Genomic DNA, 24,005 nt, shown 5'->3' with positions numbered 1-24,005 from the left:
GCTTACAGGCCTTTCTTGCCGCGCACGGCCTTGATGAGGATGGGCAGCGCGGCAAGTGCGCACAAACCCAGGATCGGCAGCAGGATTTCCGGCGCGAAGATGATACCCAGATCGGGTGTCTCACCGCGTTCGAACACCTCACCCAGACCGGCGCCGACCGAGGTATAGACCACCGCCCCGGGCGCGATGCCCAGGAAGGTCGTCACCACGTAGCGCCACAGCGGCACGCCCACGAAGGCAGGGACGAGGTTGGCCACGAAGAACGGCACCGCGGGCACCAGCCGGATCAGGAACAGCATGGACCACTGGTTTTCGTCGATGCCGTCCTTGATGCGCTTGACCATGCCGTCACTGCTTTCCATCCGCTCGGCAAGGCGTGCCCCAAGACCCCAGCGGGCGGCCAGAAAGATTGCCGTCGCGCCGATGGTGGCCGCGATCATGTTGAACAGCGCCCCGGGAAAGGTGGCGAACAGGAAACCGCCGGTCAGCGTGGCGATGGTGGCACCGGGCAGCGAAAAGGCGACGATGGCGATGTAGGCCAGGATGAACAGCCCGACGGTCGCGGCGTAATGCGTGTCGCGGAAGGCCAGCAGCGCCTCGCGGTTGTCGCGCAGCGCCTCGAAGCCGAGATGATCACGCAGCGTGAAAAACCCGATCGTCGCCACGATCAGGATCGCGATCAGCGGAAGGTGGCGGCGCAGGCCTTGTTTCGGGGTGTCGGTGGTCATGTCGCTCATGGGTCGGGGTGTCCGGTGTGTTGCGGTGTCGGTTGAAACATGCGGTCCGGACTGCCCGCGCAACAGCATCTTCACGCCCCCTTGATCGCCGGTGTGGTCCAGCGTGAGCAAAGGCCGCGATTATGACCAGAGTGAAACATTTGCCCGGCAATTCCGTTGCGGATTGTTGCATTCAGACCCGGAATTGCCGTTTGACAGCGTCCCGCACCCACCCTATAGCACGGGCTTCAGACATCCCTGGCCCTGCGAATCCGCTTTGCGGGGCCAATGACACGGAGCAAACGCGATGAAACGCACCTTTCAGCCGTCGAACCTGGTTCGCAAGCGCCGCCACGGTTTCCGCGCCCGCATGGCCACCAAGGCCGGCCGCAAGATCCTGAACGCCCGTCGTGCCCGCGGCCGCAAGTCGCTGAGCGCGTAACCCGGCCCGCTCTGCCCATGGCGGAGCCGTTGACGATACCCCAAGCCGCCCCGGCATCGCCCGAGGCGGCTTTGTTGCGTCTGGAGACCCTGACCAGGCGCGCCGATTTCCTGCGCGCGGCGCGCGGTCGCAAGGCGCCGGTGGACGGGTTCCTGCTGCAGGCCTGGGACCGGGGCGATGACGGCGCGATCCGCGTGGGATTCACCTGTTCCAGGAAGGTCGGCAATGCGGTTGCCCGCAACCGTGCCAAACGCCGCCTGCGCGAGGTCGCCCGGCTGGTTCTTCCGCATCACGGGCGCGCGGGATTTGACTATGTGCTGGTCGGACGGCACGAGATCACCGCGCGGCGCGATTTCACCGCCCTGCAGGACGATCTGCGGCGCGCCTTGCGCAAGGTGCACCCGTGACGCCGCTGGCCCAGATCGTCGCCCTGCCGGTTCGGGCCTATCGGCTGATCTTTTCGCCGTGGGTAGGGCATAACTGCCGCTACCAACCCACCTGCTCGGCCTATGCGCTGGAAGCTTTGGAAAAGCACGGCGCGATCAAGGGCACATGGCTGGCTGCACGCCGCATCGGGCGGTGTCACCCCTGGGGCAGATCCGGGTATGACCCCGTTCCACCCAAGCGTGCCGACCGGTCGGACGGACCACCCACGTGACCGGTCAGCGCAGTTTTTCGAAAGTGATCGAGACGTCGCCGATATCGATTCCGGCTCGTTTCATGTAGGCGCGATTGAACAGGCGCGTGTCGGACCAAAGCCACATCCAATCGTCGAAGCTGACGCGCATCGTGTCGACGCTGCCATCGGCGGCGGGGATCGGCAGGTCGATCGTGTATCGCCAGTTGAAACGGTCGCCGCGCTCTTCTCCGGTGGCCACGCCGATCACCCCCGGTGCGGTGCCTTGCCAGGTTTCCGGCCCGGTCTTGGTCAGGGTCCAGACGCGTTGTTCGGTGGCGCCGTCCTCGTAGAGAAAATCCTCGACCAGGCGCAGGCGCTGACCGTCCCAGTCACCTGCGATGCGCACCGAAAACTGCCGTCGGACGGTTCCGAAGATATCCTGGAACTGGCCATAGGCCACCAACTCGCCATCGAAGAATTCCTCGAGATCGAGTTCGCGCTGGCTCAGGCTCGGGTCGTCGAGAGACGGCTTGCCGGTGCAGGCGGCGAGCAACAGTGTGGCGCATAGAACGACGTGTTTCATGTTGTTGTCTACGTGCCACGCGCCACAAAGGATCACAGATCGCGCGACCCTCTTGTCGCAACGTGGACCGAAGAGTATCCCAACCCCATGTTCGACAACGCCGACGACATCCATCCGCTGTTTCACGGAGCTCCGAAAAGCACCGAGTTCAAGAAGCTGCGCAAGCGCATCGTGCAGAACGTCCGCGAGGCGGTGGAGCAATACGGCATGGTCGAAGAGGGTGGCAAATGGCTGGTCTGCCTGTCCGGCGGCAAGGACAGCTACACGCTTCTGGCAGTGCTGTACGAGCTGAAGTGGCGCGGGCTGCTGCCGGTCGATCTGCTGGCCTGCAACCTCGACCAGGGTCAGCCCGGATTCCCGGCGACGGTGCTGCCGGAATTCCTGACCCGGATGCAGGTGCCGCACCGGATCGAATACCAGGACACCTATTCCATCGTCACCGACAAGGTGCCGCAGGGCCGGACCTATTGCGCGCTGTGTTCGCGTCTGCGTCGTGGCAACCTTTATCGCATCGCGCGCGAAGAGGGCTGTTCCGCTGTGGTGCTGGGCCATCACCGCGACGACATCCTCGAGACCTTCTTCATGAACCTCTTTCACGGCGGCCGGCTGGCCACCATGCCGCCCAAGCTGGTCAACGAAGAGGGCGATCTGTTCGTCTATCGCCCGCTTGCCCATGTGGCCGAAGCCGATTGCGAGAAATTCGCCCGCGCCATGAACTACCCGATCATCCCCTGCGACCTGTGCGGCAGCCAGGACGGGCTGCAGCGCCAGCAGGTCAAGCAGATCCTCGACGGATGGGAAAGGAACAGCCCCGGCCGGCGGCAGGTCATGTTCCGCGCGCTGATGAACATCCGGCCGTCGCACATGCTGGACCCCAGTCTGTTCGACTTCGCGGGCCTGGTTCGCGATACCCGCAACCCGGACAATTCGACCGACTAAACCGCAGCCGCATTAAGCCCCCGGTTACACCGCTGCCCTAGCGTGCCTGCCGAACGGTTTGACACAGGGGCTTGCGATGACGGCCGATACGCTGGCGCGCCTGCGGCGCACGAAATCCGCCATCCGCGCGGCGCTGACGGGGCCGCAGATGCTGGCATTCCTGCCCGCGGCTGTCCTCGGTGCATTCTGGATCGGCGGCCAGCTCTTGCTGATCCTGGTCGCTCTGGGGCTTCCGGCCATCTACCTGTTGGCCGGCATGTACGACGCCTTGCCGCGCTTTGCCAACCAGGACGAAACCGATGTGATCGCAGCCAGCGCATTGCCGGGCAAGGCCGACGAGGCGCTGGAAGCGGCATTGCGGCGCAACGCGGCGACCGCCTGCCTGCTGGTCGAGATCGAGGACATGGTCCCGCTGGTCAGACGCTGGGGCGAGGACGCCGCCGAAGCGGTGCGCGACCGTTCGCTGGCACGGTTGCGCGGCATGTTGCGCGACGAGGATCAGGCGTTTCGAATCGGCGACGCGCGCCTTGCGGTCGTACTGGCGCCCGCCCCCCGGCTCGACCTGGAAATCCTGTTGTCGCTTGCCAAGCGCGTGCAGACGGGCCTGGAAGAACCTATCGGCCTGGACCACGGCACCCACTATCTCAGCGTCGCAGTGGGGTTTTGCGGGGCGTCGCGGCTCAAACCCGGGGCGCAGGGCGCCGTTCTGGTGGATTGCGCGCAGACCGCGCTGGACGAGGCGCTTGCCAACGGCCCGTCGGCCATCCGCGCCTGGTCCGACGCGATGGTCCGGTCGCGCAGCGAACGCCGGGGGCTTCTGGCGGATGTCGAGCGGGCGCTGGTCTCGGGCCAGATCCAGCCCTGGTTCCAACCGCAGGTGTGCACCTCGACCGGCCGGATCAGCGGGGTCGAGGCTCTGGCCCGCTGGCTGCATCCCGAACGCGGGATCGTGCCGCCGCTGCAATTCCTGCAATGCCTGGAAGAGGCGGGACAGATGGACAAGCTGGGCGAGGTGATCCTGCAGCACAGCCTGACCGCCCTGCGCACCTGGGACCAGGCCGGCATCGACATCCCCCGTGTCAGCGTGAACTTCTCCGGCACCGAACTGCGCAATCCCCAGCTGGTCGAACGCGTCAAGTGGGAACTCGACCGGTTCGGCCTGACGCCGCAGCGCCTGGGAGTCGAAGTACTGGAAACGGTGATCTCGGAAGCGCCCGAAGGGATCGTCGCGCGCAACATCCGCGACCTCGGCGATCTCGGTTGCCACATCGACCTGGACGATTTCGGCACCGGTCACGCCTCGATCACCGCCTTGCGGCGGTTTTCGGTGCACCGGCTCAAGATCGACCGGTCCTTCGTCACCCGCGTCGATCGCGACGAGGATCAGCGCCGGATGCTGGCCGCGGTGCTGGGCCTGGCCGGCAGGCTGGGACTCGAGACCCTCGCCGAAGGGGTGGAAAGCGTCGGCGAACACGCCTTGCTGGCCCAGTTGGGATGCGACCACGTGCAGGGCTTCGGGATCGCGCGGCCGATGACCTCGGAAGCCATGGTCGACTGGGCCAGGTCCCACGCGGAGCGGATCGCCGACGCGCAATGGGCGGGACGGCAGACCGGCTGATCGGCCCCGGAAACCGGCTGATCGAGCCGAATCCGAAACACCGCTCGCCGACGGCTGCGGCATCGGGCGGCGCGCCAGTTGCGCAGCTGTGACCTGAATCGGCTTGACCTTTGGGCGCCGGAGCGCTTGAAGGCTGCGGTGATGTTCCCCGACAGGCGGCCGGCTCTATGGATGATCAGAACAAGAACCTGCTTCTCGCAACCGCGCTCAGCTTTGTGGTGATCCTGGTCTGGTTCATCCTGTTTCCGCCGCCGGAACCGCCGGTGGACACCGCCGATCCCGCCACCGCGCAAGCCACCGCCGATCTGCCGCCGACCGGCGGCGTCGCCACCGCACCGAGCGCCGCACCCGGCACCACTCCGGCGACGCAGGCGACCACCGCGGCCGCCCCCGAAGCGCCGCGCGTCGCGATCGAGACCGAACGCCTGAGCGGGTCGATCTCGCTGACCGGCGGGCGCATCGACACGCTCAAGCTCAAGGATTACAGGGTCTCGATCGACGAGAACGCGGATATCGTTCAGATGCTGCGCCCGGTCGGCGACGTCGCGCCCTACTACGCGCTTTACGGCTGGGCCCCGGGAACCGGGCTGACGCTGGACGACGTTCCGGGGGCCAACACCCCCTGGCAGGTCGCCTCGGGCGAGACGCTGGGCATCGGCAGCCCGGTGACACTGCAATGGCAAAGCCCCGCCGGATTGACCTTTACCCGCACGATTTCGGTCGACGAGAACTACATGTTCACCGTCACCCAGGGCGTCACCAACGGCTCGGAGGCAACCGTGTCGATGGCGCCTTACGGTATCCTGGCGCGGCACGGCGAACCGCAGAACCTCAAGAACTTCTTCATCCTGCACGAAGGCGTTGTCGCCATGGCCGACGGCACGCTGGCGGAAATCGACTATGACGACATGCCTGACTTCCCGGTCGTGCCCAGCGAAGGTGCCCGCGCCGAAGTCACCCAGGTGGCCGAAAACGGCTGGATCGGCTTCACCGACCATTACTGGATGACGACGCTGATCCCGCAACCCGGCAGCGCCTTCAAGCAGGTCGCCAAATTCGACGACGCGCGCAACATCTACCAGACCGAAGTGGTGCTGCCGACGCAATCCCTCGCCCCCGGCGGGACCGCGCAGGTTTCGACCCAGCTGTTCGCCGGCGCAAAGGAATGGGAAGCGATCCGCAACTACGAAAAATCCGGCGTCGAGGGCTTTCTCGACAGCATCGACTGGGGCTGGTTCTTTTTCCTGACCAAGCCGATCTTCGCCGTGCTGCACTATCTCAATGCCTGGATCGGCAACATGGGCTGGGCGATCATCGGCCTGACCCTGCTGATCAAGGCGCTGCTGTTTCCGCTGGCCTACAAATCCTACGTCTCGATGGCGAAGATGAAGGAACTTCAGCCGGAGATGGAAAAGATCAAGGAGCGCGCCGGCGACGACCGCCAGAAGCTCCAGCAAGAGATGATGGCGCTCTACAAGAAGGAAAAGGTCAACCCGGCCTCGGGCTGTCTGCCGATCCTTCTGCAGATCCCGATCTTCTTCTCGCTCTACAAGGTGATCTTCGTCACGCTGGAATTGCGCCACGCGCCCTGGCTGGGCCCGTTCCAGGACCTCAGCGCGCCCGACCCGACCTCGATCATGAACCTGTTCGGCCTGCTGCCCTTTGCCGGGCCCGAACCGGGATCGATCATGGCGCTGATCTTCCTCGGCATTCTGCCGCTGCTGCTGGGCATCTCGATGTGGCTGCAGCAAAAGCTGAACCCGGCACCCACCGACCCGACCCAGGCGATGATCTTTGCCTGGATGCCCTGGGTGTTCATGTTCATGCTGGGCAGTTTCGCCAGCGGCCTGGTGATCTACTGGATCGCCAACAACGTCATCACCTTCACCCAGCAATACCTGATCATGCGCAGCCAGGGCTTCAAGCCGGACATCCTGGGCAACATCAAGTCGGGCATCAAACGGCAGAAGGTCGACGACAAGCCGGCCAATGCCGATAGCAAGCCCAAAGGCAAGAAATGACCGGCCGCGTGACAGCGATCTGGCGTTTCCCCGTGAAAAGCCACGGCCGCGAAGCGCTGGACGCCGTTACGCTGACCGCCGGCCAGACCCTGCCCTGGGACCGGCATTGGGCCGTCGCGCATGACCAGAGCGACGCGGACGGGTCGCAATGGGTGTCGTGCCGCAACTTCTCGATCGGCAGCAAGGCGCCGGGGCTGGGCGCCATCACAGCGCGACTGGACGAGGCAACGGCGACCGTGACGCTGAGCCATCCCGAGCGCGAGGATCTGACTTTCCGCCCGGACACCGAGGGTGACAAGCTGATCGCCTGGGCGGGCGGCTTCATCCCGGAAAACCGCGCGCAATCGTCCCGCGTGGTGCGCGGCGAAACGCGGGGCTTCACCGACAGCGACTTTCCATCGGTCACGCTGTGCAACATGTCTTCGCACCGGGCGGTGGAACAACGCATCGGCCACAAGCTGTCGGCTCATCGCTGGCGTGGCAACCTGTGGTTCGACGGGCTGGCCCCGTGGGAGGAGTTCGACTGGGTCGACCGCGAAGTGCAGATCGGCGAGGCGGTGCTGCTGGTGCGCGAGCGCACGGCCCGCTGCCTGGCCACGCATAACAACCCCGAGACCGGTCAACGCGATGCAAACGTGCTCGAGGCGCTGGACAGCTGGGGGCACCGCGATTTCTCGGTCCTCGCCGAGGTAGTGCGCAGCGGCCGCATTGCTGTCGGCGACCAGGTGGCGCGGCTGTGACCGCCCTGCCCTTTCCGCTGGCCGAAGCCCCCGACGACGCCACCTCCGAGATCGGACGAAAGCTGTTCGCGGGTGATGTGCAGTTCCTCAAGGGCGTGGTCGCCATGGACGGGCTGCCGCCGGCCGACCGGATCGAAGTCTGTTTTGCCGGGCGGTCCAATGTCGGCAAGTCCAGCCTGATCAACGCGCTGACCGGCCGCAAGGGGCTGGCGCGGGCGTCGAACACACCGGGCCGCACCCAGGAAATCAATTTCTTCACGCTGGGCGACGACCGCTATCTGGTCGACCTGCCCGGCTACGGCTTTGCCAACGCGCCGGTGGCGGTGGTCGAGAAATGGCAACGCCTGCTCAAGGCCTACCTGGCCGGTCGCGCGTCGCTGCGCCGCGCCTTCGTGCTGATCGACGCCCGCCACGGCACAAAGTCTGTGGACGAAGAGATCATGGCGCTGCTGGACCAGTCCGCCGTGCCCTTTCAGGTCGTCCTGACCAAGGCCGACAAGGTCAAATCCCGGGACATGGAACCGATGCTTGCGCAGGTGCGCAAAACGCTTGCCAAACACCCTGCCGCGTTTCCCGAGATGGTCCTGACCAGCTCTGAAAAGGGCGACGGCCTTGCCACCCTGCGCGCCGTCATCGCCACGCTTGTGTGATCTTGGCCACCTTGCGATAACGGGCAGATCGCGCCCCGGGGGACAACAGCAATGAGAGCCCAGAACATGAACCGCGACTGGATCGCCACCGCCCGCACGCTGTCCGAAGCACTGCCCTATCTGCAACGCTATTCCGGCGCCATCGTGGTGGTGAAATTCGGCGGCAACGCGATGGGCGATGCCGAAGCCATGGCCGAATTCGCCCGCGACGTCGTACTGATGCGACAGGTCGGGGTAAACCCGATCGTCGTGCATGGCGGCGGCCCGATGATCAACGACCTGCTGAAACGGTTGGGCATCGAATCGGAATGGGTGCGCGGCAAGCGGGTGACCGACCAGGCCACTGTCGAGGTGGTCGAGATGGTGCTGACCGGTCTTGTCAACAAGCGCATCGTGCAGGCGATCATGGATGAAGGCGGCCGCGCGGTGGGTCTGTCGGGCAAGGATGACGACCTGATGGTCTGCGAACCCGACGACCCCGAACTGGGCTTTGTCGGCCGGCCGGTCGAAATGAACGTGCAGGTGCTGCGCGACCTGTTCACTGCCGGAATCATCCCGGTAGTCGCTCCCGTGGCCACCGGCATGGACCCGCTGGAAACCTATAACGTCAACGGCGACACCGCCGCGGGCGCGATCGCCGGTGCGCTCAAGGCCGACCGGCTGTTGCTGCTGACCGACGTCTCCGGCGTCAAGGGCGCCGATGGCGAGGTGCTGACCGCGCTGACCCCCCAAGACGTGCGCCGCCTGACAGACGAGGGCGTGATCGCCGGCGGCATGATTCCCAAGACCGAAACCGCGCTGAAGGCGATCGAGGAGGGCGTGCGCGCCGTGGTCATCCTGGACGGCCGGGTGCGCAATGCCTGCCTGCTGGAGCTGTTCACCGAACACGGCGCCGGATCGCTGATCAAGCCCGAGAACCTGCCCCCGCGCGAGAAACGATGACACTGGGGGCGTTTGACGCCGAAGCCCGCGTGCACGGGCTGACGTTGCGCGGCGCGCTGCATCCGCCGCCCGATGCGACCCTGCCTGCCGACACGCGAACGCTGATCCTGCTGGGGCCGGACGAGCCGCGTTTCTGGCCGATGTTTTCGGGTGCGCCGGAATTCCTGGATGGGGCCGCCGATCCGCTGGACCGCTGGTCCAAGCGCGTGATCGGGACGCTGGCGCGCGAATGGGGCGGCACGGCGATCTTTCCCTCGGACGGCCCGCCCTACCCGCCCTTCATCGCCTGGGCGCAGGGCTGTGCCACCATCTGGGCCTCGCCTGTCGGGCTGCTGGTGCATCACGAGGCCGGTCTGTGGGTGTCGTTTCGCGGCGCCGTGGCCCTGCCGGACCGGCACGAGATTCCCGCGGCCATCCGCCCCTGCGACCGCTGCGCCGGGCAGCCCTGTACCACCGCCTGCCCAGTCGGCGCGCTGGCGCCGGGTCAGAATTACGATGTCGGCGCCTGCCGGGCGCATGTCGCCTCGGACGCCGGCCGGGCGTGCCGCGAAATCGGCTGCCTGGCCCGCCGCGCCTGCCCGGCTTCGGCCGCACTGCAGCGACCCGACGCTCAGGCGGCGTTTCACATGGCAGCGTTCCTGGGACGATGACGATGAAGCTGATCCTGATGCGACACGCCAAGTCCGACTGGTCGTTCGACCTGCAAGATCACGAACGCCCTCTGAACAAGCGCGGCCGGCGCAGTGCGAAAGCCCTGGGCGATTGGCTGCGCGCGCAGGGCCACCTTCCCGACCAGGTCTTGTGTTCGACCGCCAAGCGCACCCGCGAGACGCTTGACCTGCTGAACCTGGACGCGCCGGCCCAATTCGACCGCGCGTTGTATCACGCCGGCCCCGAGACGCTGATGGAGGTGCTGCAGGACGCCACCGGCGACTGCGTGCTGATGCTGGGGCACAACCCCGGCATCGCGTTCTTCGCGGGGGCGCTGCTGAGCGCGCCGCCGGAACACGACCGGTTCGATCACTATCCGACAGGTGCAACGCTGGTCGCTGCGTTCGACCAGGACAGCTGGAAAGACACAAAGCCCGGCGCGGGCCGGGCTTTGGATTTCGTCGTTCCGAGGGAATTGCTGTCGTAGGACGGGGTTCGCCCCCGCCATCCGTCAATGCCCCAGGATCTGGCTCAGGAACAGCTTGGTTCGATCGTTCTGCGGATTGTTGAAGAACTCTTCGGGTTCGTTCTGTTCCACGATCTGACCCTGGTCCATGAAGATGACCCGGTTCGCGACCTGGCGGGCGAAACCCATCTCGTGGGTGACGCAGAGCATCGTCATGCCTTCCTCGGCCAGCTCGATCATCGTGTCGAGCACTTCTTTGATCATCTCGGGGTCCAGTGCCGAGGTCGGTTCGTCGAACAGCATGATGCGCGGCTTCATGCACAGCGACCGCGCGATGGCCACGCGCTGCTGTTGACCGCCCGACAGTTGACCGGGATATTTCAGCGCCTGTTCGGGGATCTTGACCTTTTCCAGGAAATGCATCGCCGTTTCCTCGGCCTCCTTGCGGGGCGTCTTGCGCACCCAGATCGGCGCCAGCGTGCAGTTTTCCAACACCGTCAGATGCGGGAACAGGTTGAAGTGCTGGAACACCATTCCGACTTCGGACCGCACCTTGTCGATGTTCTTGAGGTCCGAGGTCAGTTCGATCCCGTCCACGATGATCTGCCCCTGCTGGTGTTCCTCCAGCCGGTTGATGCAGCGGATCAGCGTGGATTTGCCGGACCCGGACGGCCCGGCGATAACGATCCGTTCGCCGTTGTTCACCGTCAGGTCGATGTCGCGCAACACGTGGAACGTTCCGTACCACTTGTTCATGTTCATGATCTGGATGGCGATCTCGTCGCTCACCTGCATCTTGGAGCGGTCGATTTCGCGGTCGATTGCAAGCTCAGACATGTGCGAGCCTCCTGTTTAATGAGACGTCTTGAGCTTGCGCTCAAGATACATCGAGTAACGGGACATGCCGAAACAGAAGATGAAGAACATCGCGCCGATGAAGGCGAAGAGTTCCCAGTAGATTCCGTTCCAGGCTGCGTCCGCACGGATGGCGTTGGACAGACCCAGCGGGTCGAGCAGGCCGATGATCGACACAAGGACGGTGTCCTTGAAGATGCCGATGAAGGTGCTGACGATCCCGGGGATCGAGATCTTCAGCGCCTGTGGCATGATGATCAGCCGCTGCGCCTGCCAGTAGTTCAGACCCAGGCTGTCGGCCCCTTCGTACTGTCCCTTGGGCAATGCGGCCAGACCGCCGCGGATCACCTCGGCCATGTAGGCCGCTGCGAACAACGTCACCATGATCATCACCCGCAGGATGATGTCGAAATTGGTGCCGGGCGGCATGAAGATGTTGAGCAGGGTCGAAGCCACGAACAGAAGTGTGATCAGCGGCACGCCGCGGATGAATTCGATGAAGCCCACGCACAGCGCCCGAACGATCAGCAGATTGGACTGGCGGCCTAGCGCCAGCACGATGCCGATGGGCAGCGACACGCCGATGGCAACGACACCGATCATGATCGACAGCATGAAGCCGCCGAACTGCCGGCTTTCCACTGGGGTGATGCCGAGAGGCAGGATCGATCCGATGGCACCGGCCACCGGCCCTGCCAGAACGACCCACCAGATCAGCGCAGCCACGACACCGATGATGATCGCCGCGAGCTGGCCCAGGATGGGCGACAGGACCCTGACGCCAAAATAGCCGATGGCGAACCCGGCCGCGGCCGCCATAGGCCCCCAGATCGTACCGCCCCACATCAGCCAGGGCATGACGAAAGGATAGGCCGCCGTCACCACCAGCAATTGCCGCGGAAAGCGATCCGAGAACAGCACCGGCGCCAGCGCCACCAGAAGCAGCACGAAGGCGAGGATCGGCCGCCAGACCAGTTCCGGCGGGTAGAAGCCGAAGGTCAACTGGAACCAGCGTTCGTTGATGACTGCCCAGCAGGCATGGCCATGCGTGGTGCCGTAGGCCTCGGAAATGATTTCGCGGCATTCGCTGAGCGAGTCGGCATTCCAGACCGACTGGAACATCCACGGGATCAGTCCCGAAAGGATATAGAAGATGAAAGCCAGCGCGACGATCGTGAGCACCGTGTTCAGAGCGTTCGAGAACAGGTTGGCCCGCAACCAGCCGATGATACCGACCGACGTGGCCGGAGGTGCCTTTTCAGGCAGCATCTGGGTGCGGACGAACGCGACGGCGCGGGTTGTTTCGGAATGTGTATCGCTCATCTTACCGCTCCACCAGTTTGACGCGGTTGTTGTACCAGTTCATCACGGCCGAGATGCTCAGGCTGATGACCAGGTAGACCAGCATCAGCAGCAGGACGCATTCCAGTTCCCGCCCGGTCTGGTTCATCGTGATCCCGCCCAGCGTACCCGTGATGTCCAGATACCCCACGGCAATCGCCAGCGACGAGTTCTTGGTCAGGTTCAGGTAGTTCGAGATCAGCGGCGGGATGATGACGCGCAGTGCCTGCGGCAGGATGACCAGCGACATGATCCGGTTGGGACGCAGGCCAAGCGCGCCAGCGGCTTCGCTTTGGCCCTTGGCGATGGCCAGGATACCGCCACGCACGATTTCGGCGATGAAGGCGGCGGTATAAAGCGACAGGGCCAGCCATAGCGCAATCAGCGAGTTGCGCATGTATATCCCGCCCTGAAAGTTGAAGCCCCGCAGTTCGGGGTAACCCAGATGGAACCCGAGTGCGACGAGCACCGCGATCAGTGGCAGCACCACCACCCCAAGCCGAAGATACCATGTCGTCGGTCGTTGACCGGTGGCCTCCTGGATACGGTCGGCGCGGGCCTTGATGCGCGCGGCCGCCCAGAAACCGATGATCAGCACCGCGACAATGACCAGGAAATCGACGCTGACGTCGAAGCGCAGGCTGGATTCGCCGAGAAGCGAGATATTTCCCAGCGACCGGTCGAACAACGGTTCGGGGATGTAGACCCCGCGGTTGGTCACCGCAACGCTGTCCATGAAGGACATAGAGGCGGTGGCGTTTTCGCCGCGAAAGGCGTTGGGGGCCGGCAGGCTTTCGATCAGAACCGCCATGACCAGCACGATCCACAGCAGCACCGGTACGTTGCGGAACATCTCGACGTAAACGGTCATGATCCGTGCGACCAGCCAGTTAGAGCTAAGCCGAAGCACCCCGATGAGAACACCCAGTATGGTGGCGGTGATGCATCCCAGAACGGCGACCACAAGCGTGTTCAGCAAGCCCAGGAAGGACGCACGCAGGTGCGAATCCCGGCTGTTGTAGTCCAGCAGTCGCTGGTTGATGTCGTAGCCCGCGGGTTCGCGGAAGAAGCCGAAATCGATCGGTTTGCCAAGCGTCGCCAGATTCGTGAGCGTGTTGTTGATGAGCCATGCCGCCAGCAGCATGAACCCCATCAGCGCCACGACCTGAATCGTCGCAGAACGATACCGGGTGTCGTAGATCAGCATGGATAGCCGAAACGACTCCTTCGGAGGGTCGGTCAAGGTGGACATATCGGGTTCCCCGTCGCTCCGGTGCCTTCTCCCGGCGGCGTTTTTCGCCGCTCTGTGCACCAAGCTTGTGATTATTTCTGTAATGCGAGAAGGGCGCGGATTGCTCCGCGCCCTTCCTGTTCGGTGCGATTACCGGAAGGGCGGCGCGTACAGCAGGCCGCCATCGGTCCACTGCGCGTTGAGGCCGCGCGACAGGCCGATCGGGGTATTCTCGCCGATGTTCTTCTCGAACAGTTCGCCGTAGTTGCCGCCGGCCGCGATGGCGCGGGCTGCCCAGTCGGCGTCAAGCCCCAGCATCTCGCCCAGGTTGCCTTCGGTGCCGAGGATACGGGCGATTTCCGGGTTGTTGGTGTTCGACTTCATCTCTTCGAGATTGGCCGAGGTGATGCCCATTTCTTCGGCGGCGATCAGCGCGTTCAGCGTCCAGCGGACGATGTCGCCCCAATCGTTGTCGCCATGGCGCACCAGCGGGCCCAGCGGTTCCTTCGAGATGATCTCGGGCAGAACCACGTGGTCGCCCGGGTTCTCGAACGCGGCGCGGGTCGCGGCAAGGCCGGATGCGTCGGTGGTGTAGACGTCACAGGCGCCGGCCAGGTACTGCTGCTGCGCTTCGGCGTTGGTCTCGATCGGCACCGGCTCGTAGCTGATATTGTTGGTACGGAAGAAATCCGCCAGGTTCAGTTCGGTGGTGGTGCCGGTCTGGATGCAGACAGTCGCGCCATCGAGTTCCTTGGCCGAGCTCACGCCAAGCGCCTTCGGCACCATGAAGCCCTGGCCGTCGTAGTAGTTGATGCCGACGAATTCGAACTTGAGATCGACGTCGCGCGAGAAGGTCCAGGTGGTGTTCCGGGCCAGCATGTCGATTTCGCCCGAGGCCAGCGCGGTGAAGCGCGTCTTGCCGGTGGTCGGTACGAATTCGACCGCGGTCGGGTCGCCCAGCACAGCGGCAGCAACCGCGCGGCAGACGCCGACGTCAAAGCCGGTCCATTCGTTGTTCGCATCCGGCGCGGCAAAGCCGACGAGGCCGGTGGTGACGCCGCAGTTGAGTTTGCCGCGGGCCTTCACGTCGTCCAGCGTCGCCGCAGAAGCCGCAGCGGCCGACAGGCCGGTCACGGTCAGAGCGCCGAGAATCACGGTTTTTTTCATAGTTACCTCTTCCTGTTTTGACCGCCTCATCCCAAGACGGCTCATTGTTGGTTCCGTATCCGGTCCCAGTCAGGACCCTGTGATACTGCAACAGGGGCTCCCCTTTCCAGTGCCGAGAGTGTGTTCGGATTCAAAACTGCAGGTCAAGCCAAGATGACCCAACGGAATGGCTTTTTAACAGGCCATGCAAAGGAAATCGGCCTGCAGAGCCTATCCGATCGGGTTTCGCGACAATTCGTGCAACTTGGCGGCATGCAGAAACGCCTCTCGCTTTACTTCGGCGGCTTCTTCGGCCTCGTCGTCGCGCCCCCATTGTTCGGCCTGCCAGGTTTCGTCGATGCGGCTTTTCTGCCAGGCGTCGTCGGCGCTCAGCGCCTGCCGCAGGACCGCCAGTGCCAGAACCAGCGACCCGGACAGCGTGACCAGATCGTGCAGCGCAGTCAGCGCGAATCGGTCCAGCGCATGGACCTCGTCGCGCAGGTGCTTGAGGGCGTTTTGATCCTGCGGCGCATGGATCACACCCGTGCGCGGTACCAGCCGCGCGTTCAACGCCCGGTCCGCCCAATCCAGCACGGGATCCCAAGCCTGCTGCTGCCGGCGAAGCAATTCCTCGGGATGGTCGGCGCGATAGCACAGCAGGTCGCTGTCGCCATAGGCGGCCAGCATGTCGGCGACTTCGTCGAACTGTGCGGCGACCTTGTCGATGGCGGCATTGGCCGACCGGGTGTAGGGCATCGTCAGAGGTTGGATCAGGCTGTCCTGCGCATCCCATTCCGCGGCCACTTCCCGGGCCAGCGCATGCGTCGGCACGATCAGCGGCGCCTTGGCGGGCGTGCGCACCGGGCGGCCGTCAAGCAACACGGTATGGCCGCCCTCGGCCTCGGCCACGCTGGCCGTTTTCCAGAACCGCCGTGCCGCCCATTCGCTCATGCGCTCTGCTCCCAGATCTGCGCCAGCAATCCCGGCAGCAGCCGGATGTCGTCGATGACCACATGGGCCGCGCTCAGCCTTTCGCGGGCGTGGTAGCCCCAGCTGACCCCGATGGCCAATAGACCCGCCGCGCGGGCCATGTCCATGTCGTAACTCGTATCGCCCACCATGACCGCGCGATGCGGCGCGACACCGGTTTCGCCGAGCGCCGCGCGCAGCATGGCGGGATGCGGTTTGGACGGGTGGTCGTCGGCGCATTGCTGGGTGACGAACAGCCGCCGCAGATCGTGACCATCCACCAGCTTGTCCAGCCCGCGCCGCGACTTGCCGGTCGCCACGCCCAGCAGCGTCGACGGTTCCCCATGCAGCGCGTCCAGTACCGCGCGCACATGCGGATAAAGCGGCGACGACACTTCGACGCCGCTTTCGGCGCGCAGCCGCATGTAGGCGTCCTTGTAGGCCGCCACCATCTCGCGCCGCTGCGGGTTCGGCAGGTCGGGGGCCAGCATCTGAATCGCCTGCGGCAGTGACAACCCGACAATGCCCAGAACCGTCTCGCGATCGGGCACGGCGCGATCCACGGCGCCAAAGGCCTCGGCCATCGCGGCAAGGATATCCGCCTGGCTGTCGACCAGCGTGCCGTCGACGTCGAAAACCACCAGCCGCAGATCGGTCATCGCAGTTCCTCGAACGGGTCGTCCGCAGCGAAATCCTCGGCCCAGCCAAGGGTTTCCCAGCTTTGCGCCATATGCGGCGGCAACGGTGCGGCAATCGTCAGCGCCCGGTGAGTCACTGGATGTTCGAAAGTCATCGACCGGGCGTGCAGGTGCAATTTCTTGGAAATCGCGCCCCCCAGTTGCGCGCCCCAGCCATCGCCCAGATTCTCTTGCCCCGAGCCACCGTATTTGCCGTCGCCGATGATCGGGTGGCCGATCTCGGCCATATGGGCGCGCAGCTGGTGGGTGCGGCCGGTGATCGGCTCCATCGCCACCCAGGCGGCACGGCTGGCGACACGGTAGAGCGTGGCATAGAGCGTATGCGCGCGCTTGGCATCCGGGGTCTTGTCCATGTCACGGGGATGGACGCACAGCATCTTTTCACCCTCGCCGCCCTTGCCGTGCCCCGGCGCCTTGACCAGGCCATAGCGGATCTCGCCCAGATAGGGAGTCGGCACACCCGCAACCAGCGCCCAGTAGATCTTGCGCGTCTCGCGGTGGCGGATCGCGGCGGTCAGCGCCTTGGCCATCTCTCGGGTGCGCGCCAGCAGCAGCACGCCCGATGTGTCCTTGTCCAGCCGGTGCACCAGGCGCGGCTTGTCGTCATATCCAAAGCGCAGCGCCTCGGCCAGCCCGTCGACATGGCGGGTCTGCTTGCTGCCGCCTTGCGTCGGCAGGCCCGGCGGCTTGTTCAGCGCGATGATGTGGTCATCGCGATAGATCACGCAGTCGCGGATCATCTGCGCATCGGCGTCGCTGACCGGCGGCTTGGGTTGAGAGGTGACCTCGCCCGGTTCCGGCAGCGGCGGGATGCGCACGCTTTGGCCGACCTGCACCTTGGTCGAGGCCTTGACCCGCCCCCCGTCGACGCGCAGTTCGCCCTTGCGGCACATCTTTTCGATCCGGCCCTGGGCCAATTGCGGGAAATGCCGTTTCAGCCAGCGATCCAGCCGCTGGTCGCCGTCGCCCGGCCCCACGATGACATTCTGCACGCGGCTCATGTCAGGACACTCCGTGCAAGCCACAGCCCCGCGAACAAGGCCGCGATGGACAGGGCGACCGATGCGGTCACATAGCCGGCCGCCAGAGACACCTGGCCGCGTTCGTAAAGCGTCACCGCGTCCAGCGAAAAAGCCGAAAACGTGGTGAAGCCACCCAGCACGCCGGTGACCAGCAGAGGCGCAAAGCGGTTGGCCGAGAACTGCAGCAAGGCGACCACCGCCACCCCCATCAGGAATGATCCGACGACATTGACGATCAGCGTGCCCCAGGGAAAGCCGGGGCCAAGCAGGCGCAAGGCGGCATGGCCGGTCAGATACCGGGCGCTGGCGCCGATCGCGCCGCCAAGGGCCACTTGCAACAGGGACATGCTCATGCCCGGTGCTTTGCGCGGCATCACCGGGATGTCAAGCGATGCCCCTTTCCGCATGGGTGCACCGCGCCTATCCTTGGCTCAAACGGAGCATGCCATGATCTCACGCCGCCGATTCCTTGCCGCCTCTGCCGCCGCCGTTCTGTACCGCCCGGCCTGGGCAAGTACCGGCACGGTCCTGACCGCCGCCCCGTCGCGCCAACAGGTCGCTCCCGAGGGTTATGCCGAAACCGCGCTCTGGACGTTCAACGGGTCGATGCCGGGTCAGTCCTTGCGCTATCGCCAGGGCGAACGGCTGCGCATCGGCGTGCAGAACGACCTGCCGCAACCGACCTCGGTGCACTGGCACGGCTTGCGCCTGCCGAACGCGATGGACGGTGTGCCCGGGCTGACGCAGGAAGCCATCGCGCCGGGCGACCGGTTCGACTACGACTTCGCGCTGCCCGACGCGGGAACCTACTGGTATCACAGCCACGCCCAGAGCGTCGAACAGGTGGAACGCGGCCTTTACGGCCCGCTGATCGTCGAGGAGGCCGAGGGCGCGCCCGATTTGGATCACGACATCACGCTGGTGCTGGACGACATCCGCATCGATCAGGATGCCCAGATCACCGCCGATTTCGACAACCGCCACGACCGCAGCCATGCCGGCCGGATCGGCAATCTGTGGATCGCCAATGGAACGATGGACCCCGAATTCCCGGTCCGCCAGGGCCAGCGCCTGCGGCTGCGGCTGATTTCGGCGGCGAATGCGCGCGTGTTCTCGCTGGGCCTGCAAGGGTTCGAGGGGATCGTGGTAGCGCTGGACGGGATGCCGCTGGCCACGCCGCAAGCGGTGACCGACAGGCTGACGCTCGCCCCGGCACAGCGCATCGACCTGCTGGTCGACGTCATCGACGAAACCGAAGCCCTGTTGCTGACCTTCGAACGCGACGGCGGCTATGTCATGGCGGCGTTTCCGGTATCGGGCGCGGCGCAGGCCCGGCGCGGCGCACCGAACCCGCTGCCGCCCAATCCGGAGTTCCCCATCGACCTCGCCGCCGCGCGCCCCGCAACCCTCTTGATGGAAGGCGGCGCCATGGGCGGCATGGGCGGCGCGATGTTCCGGGGCGAACGGCGCGGCATGCGCGAACTGGCGATGGAGAACGTCTTTTGGGCCTTCAACGGCGCGGTGCACCAGATGGGCGACTACGGTCACGGCGACCCGTTGGTCGAGGTTGCGCAGGGCGAAAGCGTGCGGATCGGGTTGGCGAATGACACGGCATTTCCGCACGCCATGCACCTGCACGGCATGCATTTCGCCGAGGTGCTTGCCGATGCGTCGCTCGGCCCGCTGCGCGATACGATCCTGATCCAGCCGAACGAGGTGCGCGAGATCGCCTTTGCGGCGCACAATCCCGGAAAATGGCTGTTCCACTGCCACATGCTGTCGCATCACGCCGCCGGCATGGGCACCTGGATCAACGTGGTGTGACGGGGGCTCTGCCCCCGCGCCCGCGGCGTTCCCCCGGGATATTTCTGGCCAGGCGCAGAGTCATCCCCGGTCTTTTCTCAGCCGTGTGAAATAGTCGAGGCGCTTTTTCAATTCACGCTCGAAGCCGCGTTCGACCGGCGCGTAATAGCTGTCGCGCCCCATCGCTTCGGGGAAATAGTCCTGGCCCGAAAACCCGTCTTCGGCATCGTGGTCATAGGCGTATCCGGCACCATAGCCCTGGTCCTTCATCAACCCCGTCGGTGCGTTCAGGATATGCTTGGGCGGCATCAGCGAGCCGGTCTTCTTCGCCGCCTTCCGCGACGCCTTGTAGGCGACATAGGTGGCGTTCGATTTCGGCGCCAGCGCGAGGTAGACGACCGCTTGGGCCAGCGCCAGCTCACCCTCGGGCGATCCAAGCCTCTCATAGGTCTGCCAGCCTTGCAGGCAGACGGCCTGCGCCTGTGGATCGGCCAGGCCGATATCCTCGACCGCCATCCGGGTGATGCGGCGCGCCAGGAAGCGCGGGTCTTCGCCCGCGTCCAGCATCCGCGCCAGCCAATAAAGCGCGGCGTCGGGATCGGAACCGCGCACCGATTTGTGCAGCGCCGAAATCAGGTTGTAATGCGTATCGCCGGACTTGTCGTACTGCGCCGCACGCCGCATCAGCCGCGTTGTCAACGCGTCGGTGTCAAGCTTGCCCGCGACCGTCCAGGCCATGACCTGCTCGACCAGGTTCAGCAGCGCGCGCCCGTCGCCATCCGCCATTTCCAGCAGCGCCTCGCGCGCCGGACCGTCAAGCGGCAGGGCACGGCCCAGTTCCTTTTCCGCCCGCTGGGCAAGCCGTTCGAGATCGGCCAGGTCCAGTCGGTCCAGCACCAGCACCTGCGCCCGGCTCAGCAGTGCCGCGTTCAGCTCGAAAGACGGGTTTTCCGTCGTGGCGCCGACCAGGACGATGGTGCCGTCCTCCATATGCGGCAGGAACCCGTCCTGCTGGGCCTTGTTGAAGCGGTGGATCTCGTCGACGAAAAGCAGCGTGCCCCTGCCGGACTGACGGCGCAGGCGCGCGGCCTCGAAGACCTTGCGCAGCTCGGGCACGCCGGTGAAGATCGCGCTGATCTGGACGAAATGCAGGTCGGTCTCATCCGCCAGAAGCCGCGCGATGGTGGTCTTGCCCACCCCCGGCGGCCCCCACAGGATCAGCGAACCGAGCGCGCCGGCCTCCAGCATCACCCGCAGCGGGGCGTCCTTGCCCAGAACCTGCTCCTGACCGATGACCGTGTCCAGATCGCGCGGGCGCAGACGGTCGGCCAGAGGACGCGGCGCGGTGTCCGGAACGGGTGTGTCGCGGTCGAACAGGTCGGCCATCAGACCCGGAACCGCAGGGCGACGCGGCGGTTGCCGCGCAGGATGTCGAGATCGATGCGGGGCGCGGCGCGACGCAGCATCGCGTCGACCCTGCCGGGCGCGTCGACGGTACGGCCGTTGATCGCCTGAAGAATGTCGCCGGGCCGCAACCCGGCCCGCGCGCCGTAGGGGCCCGGATCGGTGACGACGACGCCGTCGGGCGGCGCGCCCTCGATCCCCATCTCGGCCGCCACGGCAGGGTTCACCCGTGCCAGGCTCAACCCCGGCAGAACCGCGCCGCGATCGAGCGTGACCGCCTCGCGCGGCGGATCATCCGGCGGGGCGATCATCGCGACACGGGCCACGCGCGTTTCCCCGCGCGAGACATAGGCGATCTCGGCTTCGGCGCCGATGCCGCGCACCGTCATGCGAAACAGCATCTCGGCGGGGGTGTTGACCGGCTGGCCGTCAACGCTGAGCACGACGTCGCCCGCCACCAGCCCAGCCGCGGCAAAGGCCGAGGCCGGGTGCACCGCGGCCAGCAAGACGCCGCCGGGCCGTCCGAGACCCAGGCTGTCGGACAGATCGGCGTCGACCGGCTGACCGACCAGCCCGGCCCAGGGGCGTTCGAACCGGGTTTTTCCGGCCCGGGCCTGCGCCACGAACTGGCTGACCAACGCCGAGGGGATCGCGAAGCCGATACCGTTCGACCCGCCCGAGCGCGTCAGGATCGAGGTGTTGACCCCGATCAGCCGCCCGGCCACATCGATCAACGCGCCGCCGGAATTGCCGGGATTGATCGGTGCATCGGTCTGGATGAAATAACCCCGCGCATTGCCGGTCGCAGTACCCGACCGCGCCAGCCCGCTGACGATGCCGCTGCTGACGGTCTGGCCCACGCCGAACGGGTTGCCGATCGCCAGAACCAGTTCGCCCACCTCGACCGTATCGCTGTCGCGCAGGGGCAGATGCGGCATGTGGGCGGCACCATCCAGTTGCAGGATCGCGAGGTCGGCCTCTTCGTCGCCCAGCAACACCTGCGCCGCGAATTCGCGGCGGTCGTTCAGCACGACGCGGATATCGGTCGCCTGTCCGACGACGTGATAGTTCGACACCACGATGCCATCGCCCGACAGGATCACGCCGGACCCCAGCGAATTCTGGACCTGAGGTCGGCTGCCGAAGTCGCGGAAGAAATTCCCGAAAAACGGATCATCGGCAAAGGGCGACCGCGCCTGAACCACGCGGCGAGCATAGATGTTGACAACCGCCGGGGCCGCTTCCTTCACAAGTGGCGCGAAGGACAGCGAAATCTCGGCCTGGCTTTGCGGCACGCTTGTATCGGCGGCCAGCGGCGCGGCCAGAAGGCAGCAGAGGAACAGAAAGATCCGCAGCATGGCTTTCTCCTTGCCCGCGATATGTCGGCGCGACCCGATTGATACAAGGACAAAACCAGCCCTTCTTCTCTTTTGCAAATACGCAGGCGCCGTCGGTCCGGCTGGCGCAGGGCCAAAGAAAAAGGCCCCGCCGTCTCCGGCGAGGCCCGACATCCGATACGCGGACGCGCTTATTCCTCGGCAGCCTCGGCTTCGGCCAGGCGGGCCTTGTCGGCCGCACCCTTGGCGTCGACATCGCGATCGACTAGTTCGATGATCGCCATGGGCGCCATGTCGCCATAGCGGAACCCGGCCTTGAGAACCCGGCAATAGCCGCCCTGGCGCTCGGCATAACGCGGGCCCAGCACGTCGAACAGCTTGGCGACGTGCATGTCCTGCTTGAGCTGAGCCGCGGCCTGGCGGCGGGCGTGCAGATCGCCGCGCTTGCCCAGGGTGATCAGCTTGTCGATGACACGCTTGAGTTCCTTGGCCTTGGGCAGGGTGGTCTTGATCTGTTCGTGTTCGATGAGCGAGCCGGCCATGTTGGCCCACAAAGCCTTGCGGTGCTCGTGGGTGCGGTTGAGGCGGCGATAGCCCTTTGCGTGACGCATGTGTCTTACTCCGTTTGCCCTCTACGGGCGGTTTTGCTTTGTCCGGCGATCCATGCGTGCGGATCGCTCTCCTTGGGGCATGTGCCCGTGACGCGGGAAATCACGCACCCCACATCGTGGCGGGGTGCGTGCTTGCACGCATCTTAAAACGAGTCTTCCAGCTTTTTCGCCAGGTCCTCGATGTTGTCCGGCGGCCAATCCTCGACATCCATGCCCAGGTGCAGCCCCATGCCCGACAGCACTTCCTTGATCTCGTTCAGCGACTTGCGGCCGAAGTTCGGGGTGCGCAGCATCTCGGCTTCGGTCTTCTGGATCAGGTCGCCGATATAGACGATGTTGTCGTTCTTCAGGCAGTTGGCCGACCGCACCGACAGTTCCAGTTCGTCGACCTTCTTGAGCAGCAGCGGGTTGAACTCGAGGCCATCCTCGTCGTCCTGCGCGCGGGCCGCTTCGGGCTCGTCGAAGTTGACGAAGATCGACAGCTGGTCCTGCAGGATGCGCGCGGCGTAGGCGATGGCATCCTCGGGCGTGACCGACCCGTCGGTTTCCACCTTCATGGTCAGCTTGTCGTAATCCAGCACCTGGCCCTCGCGGGTGGGTTGGACGTCATAGGCGACCTTCTTCACCGGCGAATAGATCGCGTCGATCGGAATCAGGCCGATCGGCGCATCCTCGGGCTTGTTCTTGTCGGCCGCGACATAGCCCTTGCCGGTGTTGACAGTCAGTTCCATGTAGAGATCCGCGCCCTCGTCGAGGTGGCAGATCACGTGCTCGCGGTTCAGAACCTCGATACCGGCGGTTTCGCTGATATCGCCGGCGGTGACAACGCCCGGGCCCTTGGCGTTGATCGACAGCCGCTTGGGGCCCTCGACTTCCATGCTCAGGCTGACGCCCTTGAGGTTCAGAACGATGTCGGTCACGTCCTCGCGGACACCGGCCACCGACGAGAACTCGTGCAGCACGTTGTCGATCTGAACGGAGGTGATGGCCGCGCCCTGAAGGCTCGACAGCAGCACGCGCCGTAGCGCGTTGCCCAGCGTCAGGCCGAAACCACGTTCCAGCGGTTCGGCGACCACGGTCGCCATGCGCGCAGGATCGTTGCCCGGCTTGACTTCCAGCTGTGTCGGCTTGATCAGTTCGGCCCAGTTCTTGTGGATCATGAAGGTCCCTCCATACTTGCCCGCGCCCCATGTCCAAAGGT

26 protein-coding genes are annotated in these 24,005 nt (G+C 65.3%); 12 read left to right on the top strand and 14 right to left on the bottom strand.

Annotated elements, in window-relative coordinates:
* Positions 1-2 precede the first annotated feature (2 nt).
* Positions 3-737: a TVP38/TMEM64 family protein gene (locus KUH32_RS08905; protein WP_217777679.1), complete on the bottom strand. Its 735-nt coding sequence runs from the start codon at positions 735-737 to the stop codon at positions 3-5.
* A 286-nt stretch (positions 738-1,023) separates the two neighbouring features.
* Between KUH32_RS08905 and rpmH the strand changes: the two genes are divergently transcribed.
* The 3 genes from rpmH to yidD are packed head-to-tail and all read left to right on the top strand — an operon-like array spanning position 1,024 to position 1,816.
* Positions 1,024-1,158 carry a 50S ribosomal protein L34 gene (rpmH, locus tag KUH32_RS08900; RefSeq protein WP_012177012.1) on the top strand — a complete coding sequence of 45 codons (135 nt, stop codon included), beginning with the start codon at positions 1,024-1,026 and terminating at the stop codon, positions 1,156-1,158.
* A 17-nt stretch (positions 1,159-1,175) separates the two neighbouring features.
* Complete coding sequence (gene rnpA, locus KUH32_RS08895; RefSeq protein WP_217777678.1) at positions 1,176-1,565, top strand: ribonuclease P protein component; 390 nt, start codon at positions 1,176-1,178, stop codon at positions 1,563-1,565.
* Entirely contained in the window at positions 1,562-1,816 is a 255-nt protein-coding gene (yidD, locus tag KUH32_RS08890; RefSeq protein ID WP_217777677.1) for a membrane protein insertion efficiency factor YidD, read from the top strand. Before rnpA ends, yidD begins: the two co-directional genes overlap by 4 nt.
* A gap of 4 nt (positions 1,817-1,820) precedes the next feature.
* On the opposite strand, the gene KUH32_RS08885 is transcribed toward yidD, so the two are convergent.
* The gene (locus tag KUH32_RS08885; RefSeq protein ID WP_217777676.1) at positions 1,821-2,360 is read right to left on the bottom strand and encodes a DUF3833 domain-containing protein; all 540 of its coding nucleotides are present in this window, start codon (positions 2,358-2,360) and stop codon (positions 1,821-1,823) included.
* An 87-nt stretch (positions 2,361-2,447) separates the two neighbouring features.
* Here KUH32_RS08885 and ttcA point away from each other — a divergent pair, with 87 nt between their 5' ends.
* From ttcA to KUH32_RS08845, 8 genes are all read left to right on the top strand, one after another.
* Positions 2,448-3,299: a tRNA 2-thiocytidine(32) synthetase TtcA gene (gene ttcA / locus KUH32_RS08880; RefSeq protein WP_217777675.1), complete on the top strand. Its 852-nt coding sequence runs from the start codon at positions 2,448-2,450 to the stop codon at positions 3,297-3,299.
* A gap of 76 nt (positions 3,300-3,375) precedes the next feature.
* Positions 3,376-4,917 (top strand): GGDEF domain-containing phosphodiesterase, encoded by a 1,542-nt coding sequence (locus KUH32_RS08875; RefSeq protein ID WP_254899008.1) that lies wholly within the window; start codon positions 3,376-3,378, stop codon positions 4,915-4,917.
* A 167-nt stretch (positions 4,918-5,084) separates the two neighbouring features.
* The gene (gene yidC / locus KUH32_RS08870) at positions 5,085-6,938 is read left to right on the top strand and encodes a membrane protein insertase YidC (RefSeq protein WP_217777674.1); all 1,854 of its coding nucleotides are present in this window, start codon (positions 5,085-5,087) and stop codon (positions 6,936-6,938) included.
* Positions 6,935-7,678, top strand: a complete 744-nt coding sequence (locus tag KUH32_RS08865) for an MOSC domain-containing protein (RefSeq protein WP_217777673.1) — start codon at positions 6,935-6,937, stop codon at positions 7,676-7,678. Before yidC ends, KUH32_RS08865 begins: the two co-directional genes overlap by 4 nt.
* Positions 7,675-8,328 (top strand): ribosome biogenesis GTP-binding protein YihA/YsxC, encoded by a 654-nt coding sequence (gene yihA / locus KUH32_RS08860; RefSeq protein WP_217777672.1) that lies wholly within the window; start codon positions 7,675-7,677, stop codon positions 8,326-8,328. Before KUH32_RS08865 ends, yihA begins: the two co-directional genes overlap by 4 nt.
* A 51-nt stretch (positions 8,329-8,379) precedes the next feature.
* Positions 8,380-9,270: an acetylglutamate kinase gene (gene argB / locus KUH32_RS08855; RefSeq protein ID WP_217777671.1), complete on the top strand. Its 891-nt coding sequence runs from the start codon at positions 8,380-8,382 to the stop codon at positions 9,268-9,270.
* On the top strand, positions 9,267-9,920 hold the full coding sequence (locus tag KUH32_RS08850; protein WP_217777670.1) for a ferredoxin: 654 nt from the start codon (positions 9,267-9,269) through the stop codon (positions 9,918-9,920). Before argB ends, KUH32_RS08850 begins: the two co-directional genes overlap by 4 nt.
* The gene (locus tag KUH32_RS08845) at positions 9,917-10,408 is read left to right on the top strand and encodes a SixA phosphatase family protein (protein ID WP_217777669.1); all 492 of its coding nucleotides are present in this window, start codon (positions 9,917-9,919) and stop codon (positions 10,406-10,408) included. The genes KUH32_RS08850 and KUH32_RS08845 overlap by 4 nt, the downstream gene beginning before the upstream one ends.
* A gap of 24 nt (positions 10,409-10,432) precedes the next feature.
* On the opposite strand, the gene KUH32_RS08840 is transcribed toward KUH32_RS08845, so the two are convergent.
* The 8 genes from KUH32_RS08840 to crcB form a co-directional block, all read right to left on the bottom strand.
* Positions 10,433-11,224: an amino acid ABC transporter ATP-binding protein gene (locus KUH32_RS08840; RefSeq protein WP_284438321.1), complete on the bottom strand. Its 792-nt coding sequence runs from the start codon at positions 11,222-11,224 to the stop codon at positions 10,433-10,435.
* A gap of 15 nt (positions 11,225-11,239) precedes the next feature.
* Positions 11,240-12,565, bottom strand: coding sequence for an amino acid ABC transporter permease (locus tag KUH32_RS08835; protein ID WP_217777668.1), 1,326 nt, complete (start codon positions 12,563-12,565; stop codon positions 11,240-11,242).
* Position 12,566: 1 nt separating this feature from the next.
* Positions 12,567-13,835: an amino acid ABC transporter permease gene (locus KUH32_RS08830; RefSeq protein ID WP_217777667.1), complete on the bottom strand. Its 1,269-nt coding sequence runs from the start codon at positions 13,833-13,835 to the stop codon at positions 12,567-12,569.
* A gap of 129 nt (positions 13,836-13,964) precedes the next feature.
* Positions 13,965-14,981 (bottom strand): amino acid ABC transporter substrate-binding protein, encoded by a 1,017-nt coding sequence (locus KUH32_RS08825; protein ID WP_217777666.1) that lies wholly within the window; start codon positions 14,979-14,981, stop codon positions 13,965-13,967.
* Between the two features lie 210 nt (positions 14,982-15,191).
* Positions 15,192-15,911 carry an ATP12 family chaperone protein gene (locus KUH32_RS08820; protein ID WP_217777665.1) on the bottom strand — a complete coding sequence of 240 codons (720 nt, stop codon included), beginning with the start codon at positions 15,909-15,911 and terminating at the stop codon, positions 15,192-15,194.
* Complete coding sequence (locus KUH32_RS08815; RefSeq protein ID WP_217777664.1) at positions 15,908-16,588, bottom strand: HAD-IA family hydrolase; 681 nt, start codon at positions 16,586-16,588, stop codon at positions 15,908-15,910. Before KUH32_RS08815 ends, KUH32_RS08820 begins: the two co-directional genes overlap by 4 nt.
* Positions 16,585-17,628, bottom strand: a complete 1,044-nt coding sequence (locus tag KUH32_RS08810; RefSeq protein WP_217777663.1) for an RluA family pseudouridine synthase — start codon at positions 17,626-17,628, stop codon at positions 16,585-16,587. Before KUH32_RS08810 ends, KUH32_RS08815 begins: the two co-directional genes overlap by 4 nt.
* A complete protein-coding gene (crcB, locus tag KUH32_RS08805) occupies positions 17,625-18,002 on the bottom strand; it encodes a fluoride efflux transporter CrcB (protein ID WP_217777662.1) in 378 nt (125 codons plus the stop codon). Before crcB ends, KUH32_RS08810 begins: the two co-directional genes overlap by 4 nt.
* Positions 18,003-18,096: 94 nt before the next feature.
* Here crcB and KUH32_RS08800 point away from each other — a divergent pair, with 94 nt between their 5' ends.
* The gene (locus KUH32_RS08800; RefSeq protein ID WP_217777661.1) at positions 18,097-19,473 is read left to right on the top strand and encodes a multicopper oxidase family protein; all 1,377 of its coding nucleotides are present in this window, start codon (positions 18,097-18,099) and stop codon (positions 19,471-19,473) included.
* A gap of 60 nt (positions 19,474-19,533) precedes the next feature.
* Here the strand turns inward: KUH32_RS08800 and KUH32_RS08795 are convergent, their stop codons facing one another.
* The 4 genes from KUH32_RS08795 to KUH32_RS08780 all read right to left on the bottom strand — a co-directional run bounded on the left by KUH32_RS08795 (position 19,534) and on the right by KUH32_RS08780 (position 23,964).
* A complete protein-coding gene (locus KUH32_RS08795; RefSeq protein WP_217777660.1) occupies positions 19,534-20,838 on the bottom strand; it encodes a replication-associated recombination protein A in 1,305 nt (434 codons plus the stop codon).
* Positions 20,838-22,214: a trypsin-like peptidase domain-containing protein gene (locus KUH32_RS08790; RefSeq protein ID WP_217777659.1), complete on the bottom strand. Its 1,377-nt coding sequence runs from the start codon at positions 22,212-22,214 to the stop codon at positions 20,838-20,840. The genes KUH32_RS08795 and KUH32_RS08790 overlap by 1 nt, the downstream gene beginning before the upstream one ends.
* Before the next feature lie 170 nt (positions 22,215-22,384).
* Entirely contained in the window at positions 22,385-22,804 is a 420-nt protein-coding gene (rplQ, locus tag KUH32_RS08785; RefSeq protein WP_217777658.1) for a 50S ribosomal protein L17, read from the bottom strand.
* Between the two features lie 143 nt (positions 22,805-22,947).
* Positions 22,948-23,964 carry a DNA-directed RNA polymerase subunit alpha gene (locus KUH32_RS08780; RefSeq protein ID WP_217777657.1) on the bottom strand — a complete coding sequence of 339 codons (1,017 nt, stop codon included), beginning with the start codon at positions 23,962-23,964 and terminating at the stop codon, positions 22,948-22,950.
* Positions 23,965-24,005 lie beyond the last annotated feature (41 nt).

Origin of the sequence: Thalassococcus arenae (genome assembly GCF_019104745.1) — a bacterium.
In the GTDB taxonomy this organism is placed as follows: Bacteria; Pseudomonadota; Alphaproteobacteria; order Rhodobacterales; family Rhodobacteraceae; genus Thalassococcus_B; species Thalassococcus_B arenae.
Note: the sequence above shows the minus strand (reverse complement) of the source record. Positions and strands in the feature narration are given on the sequence as shown.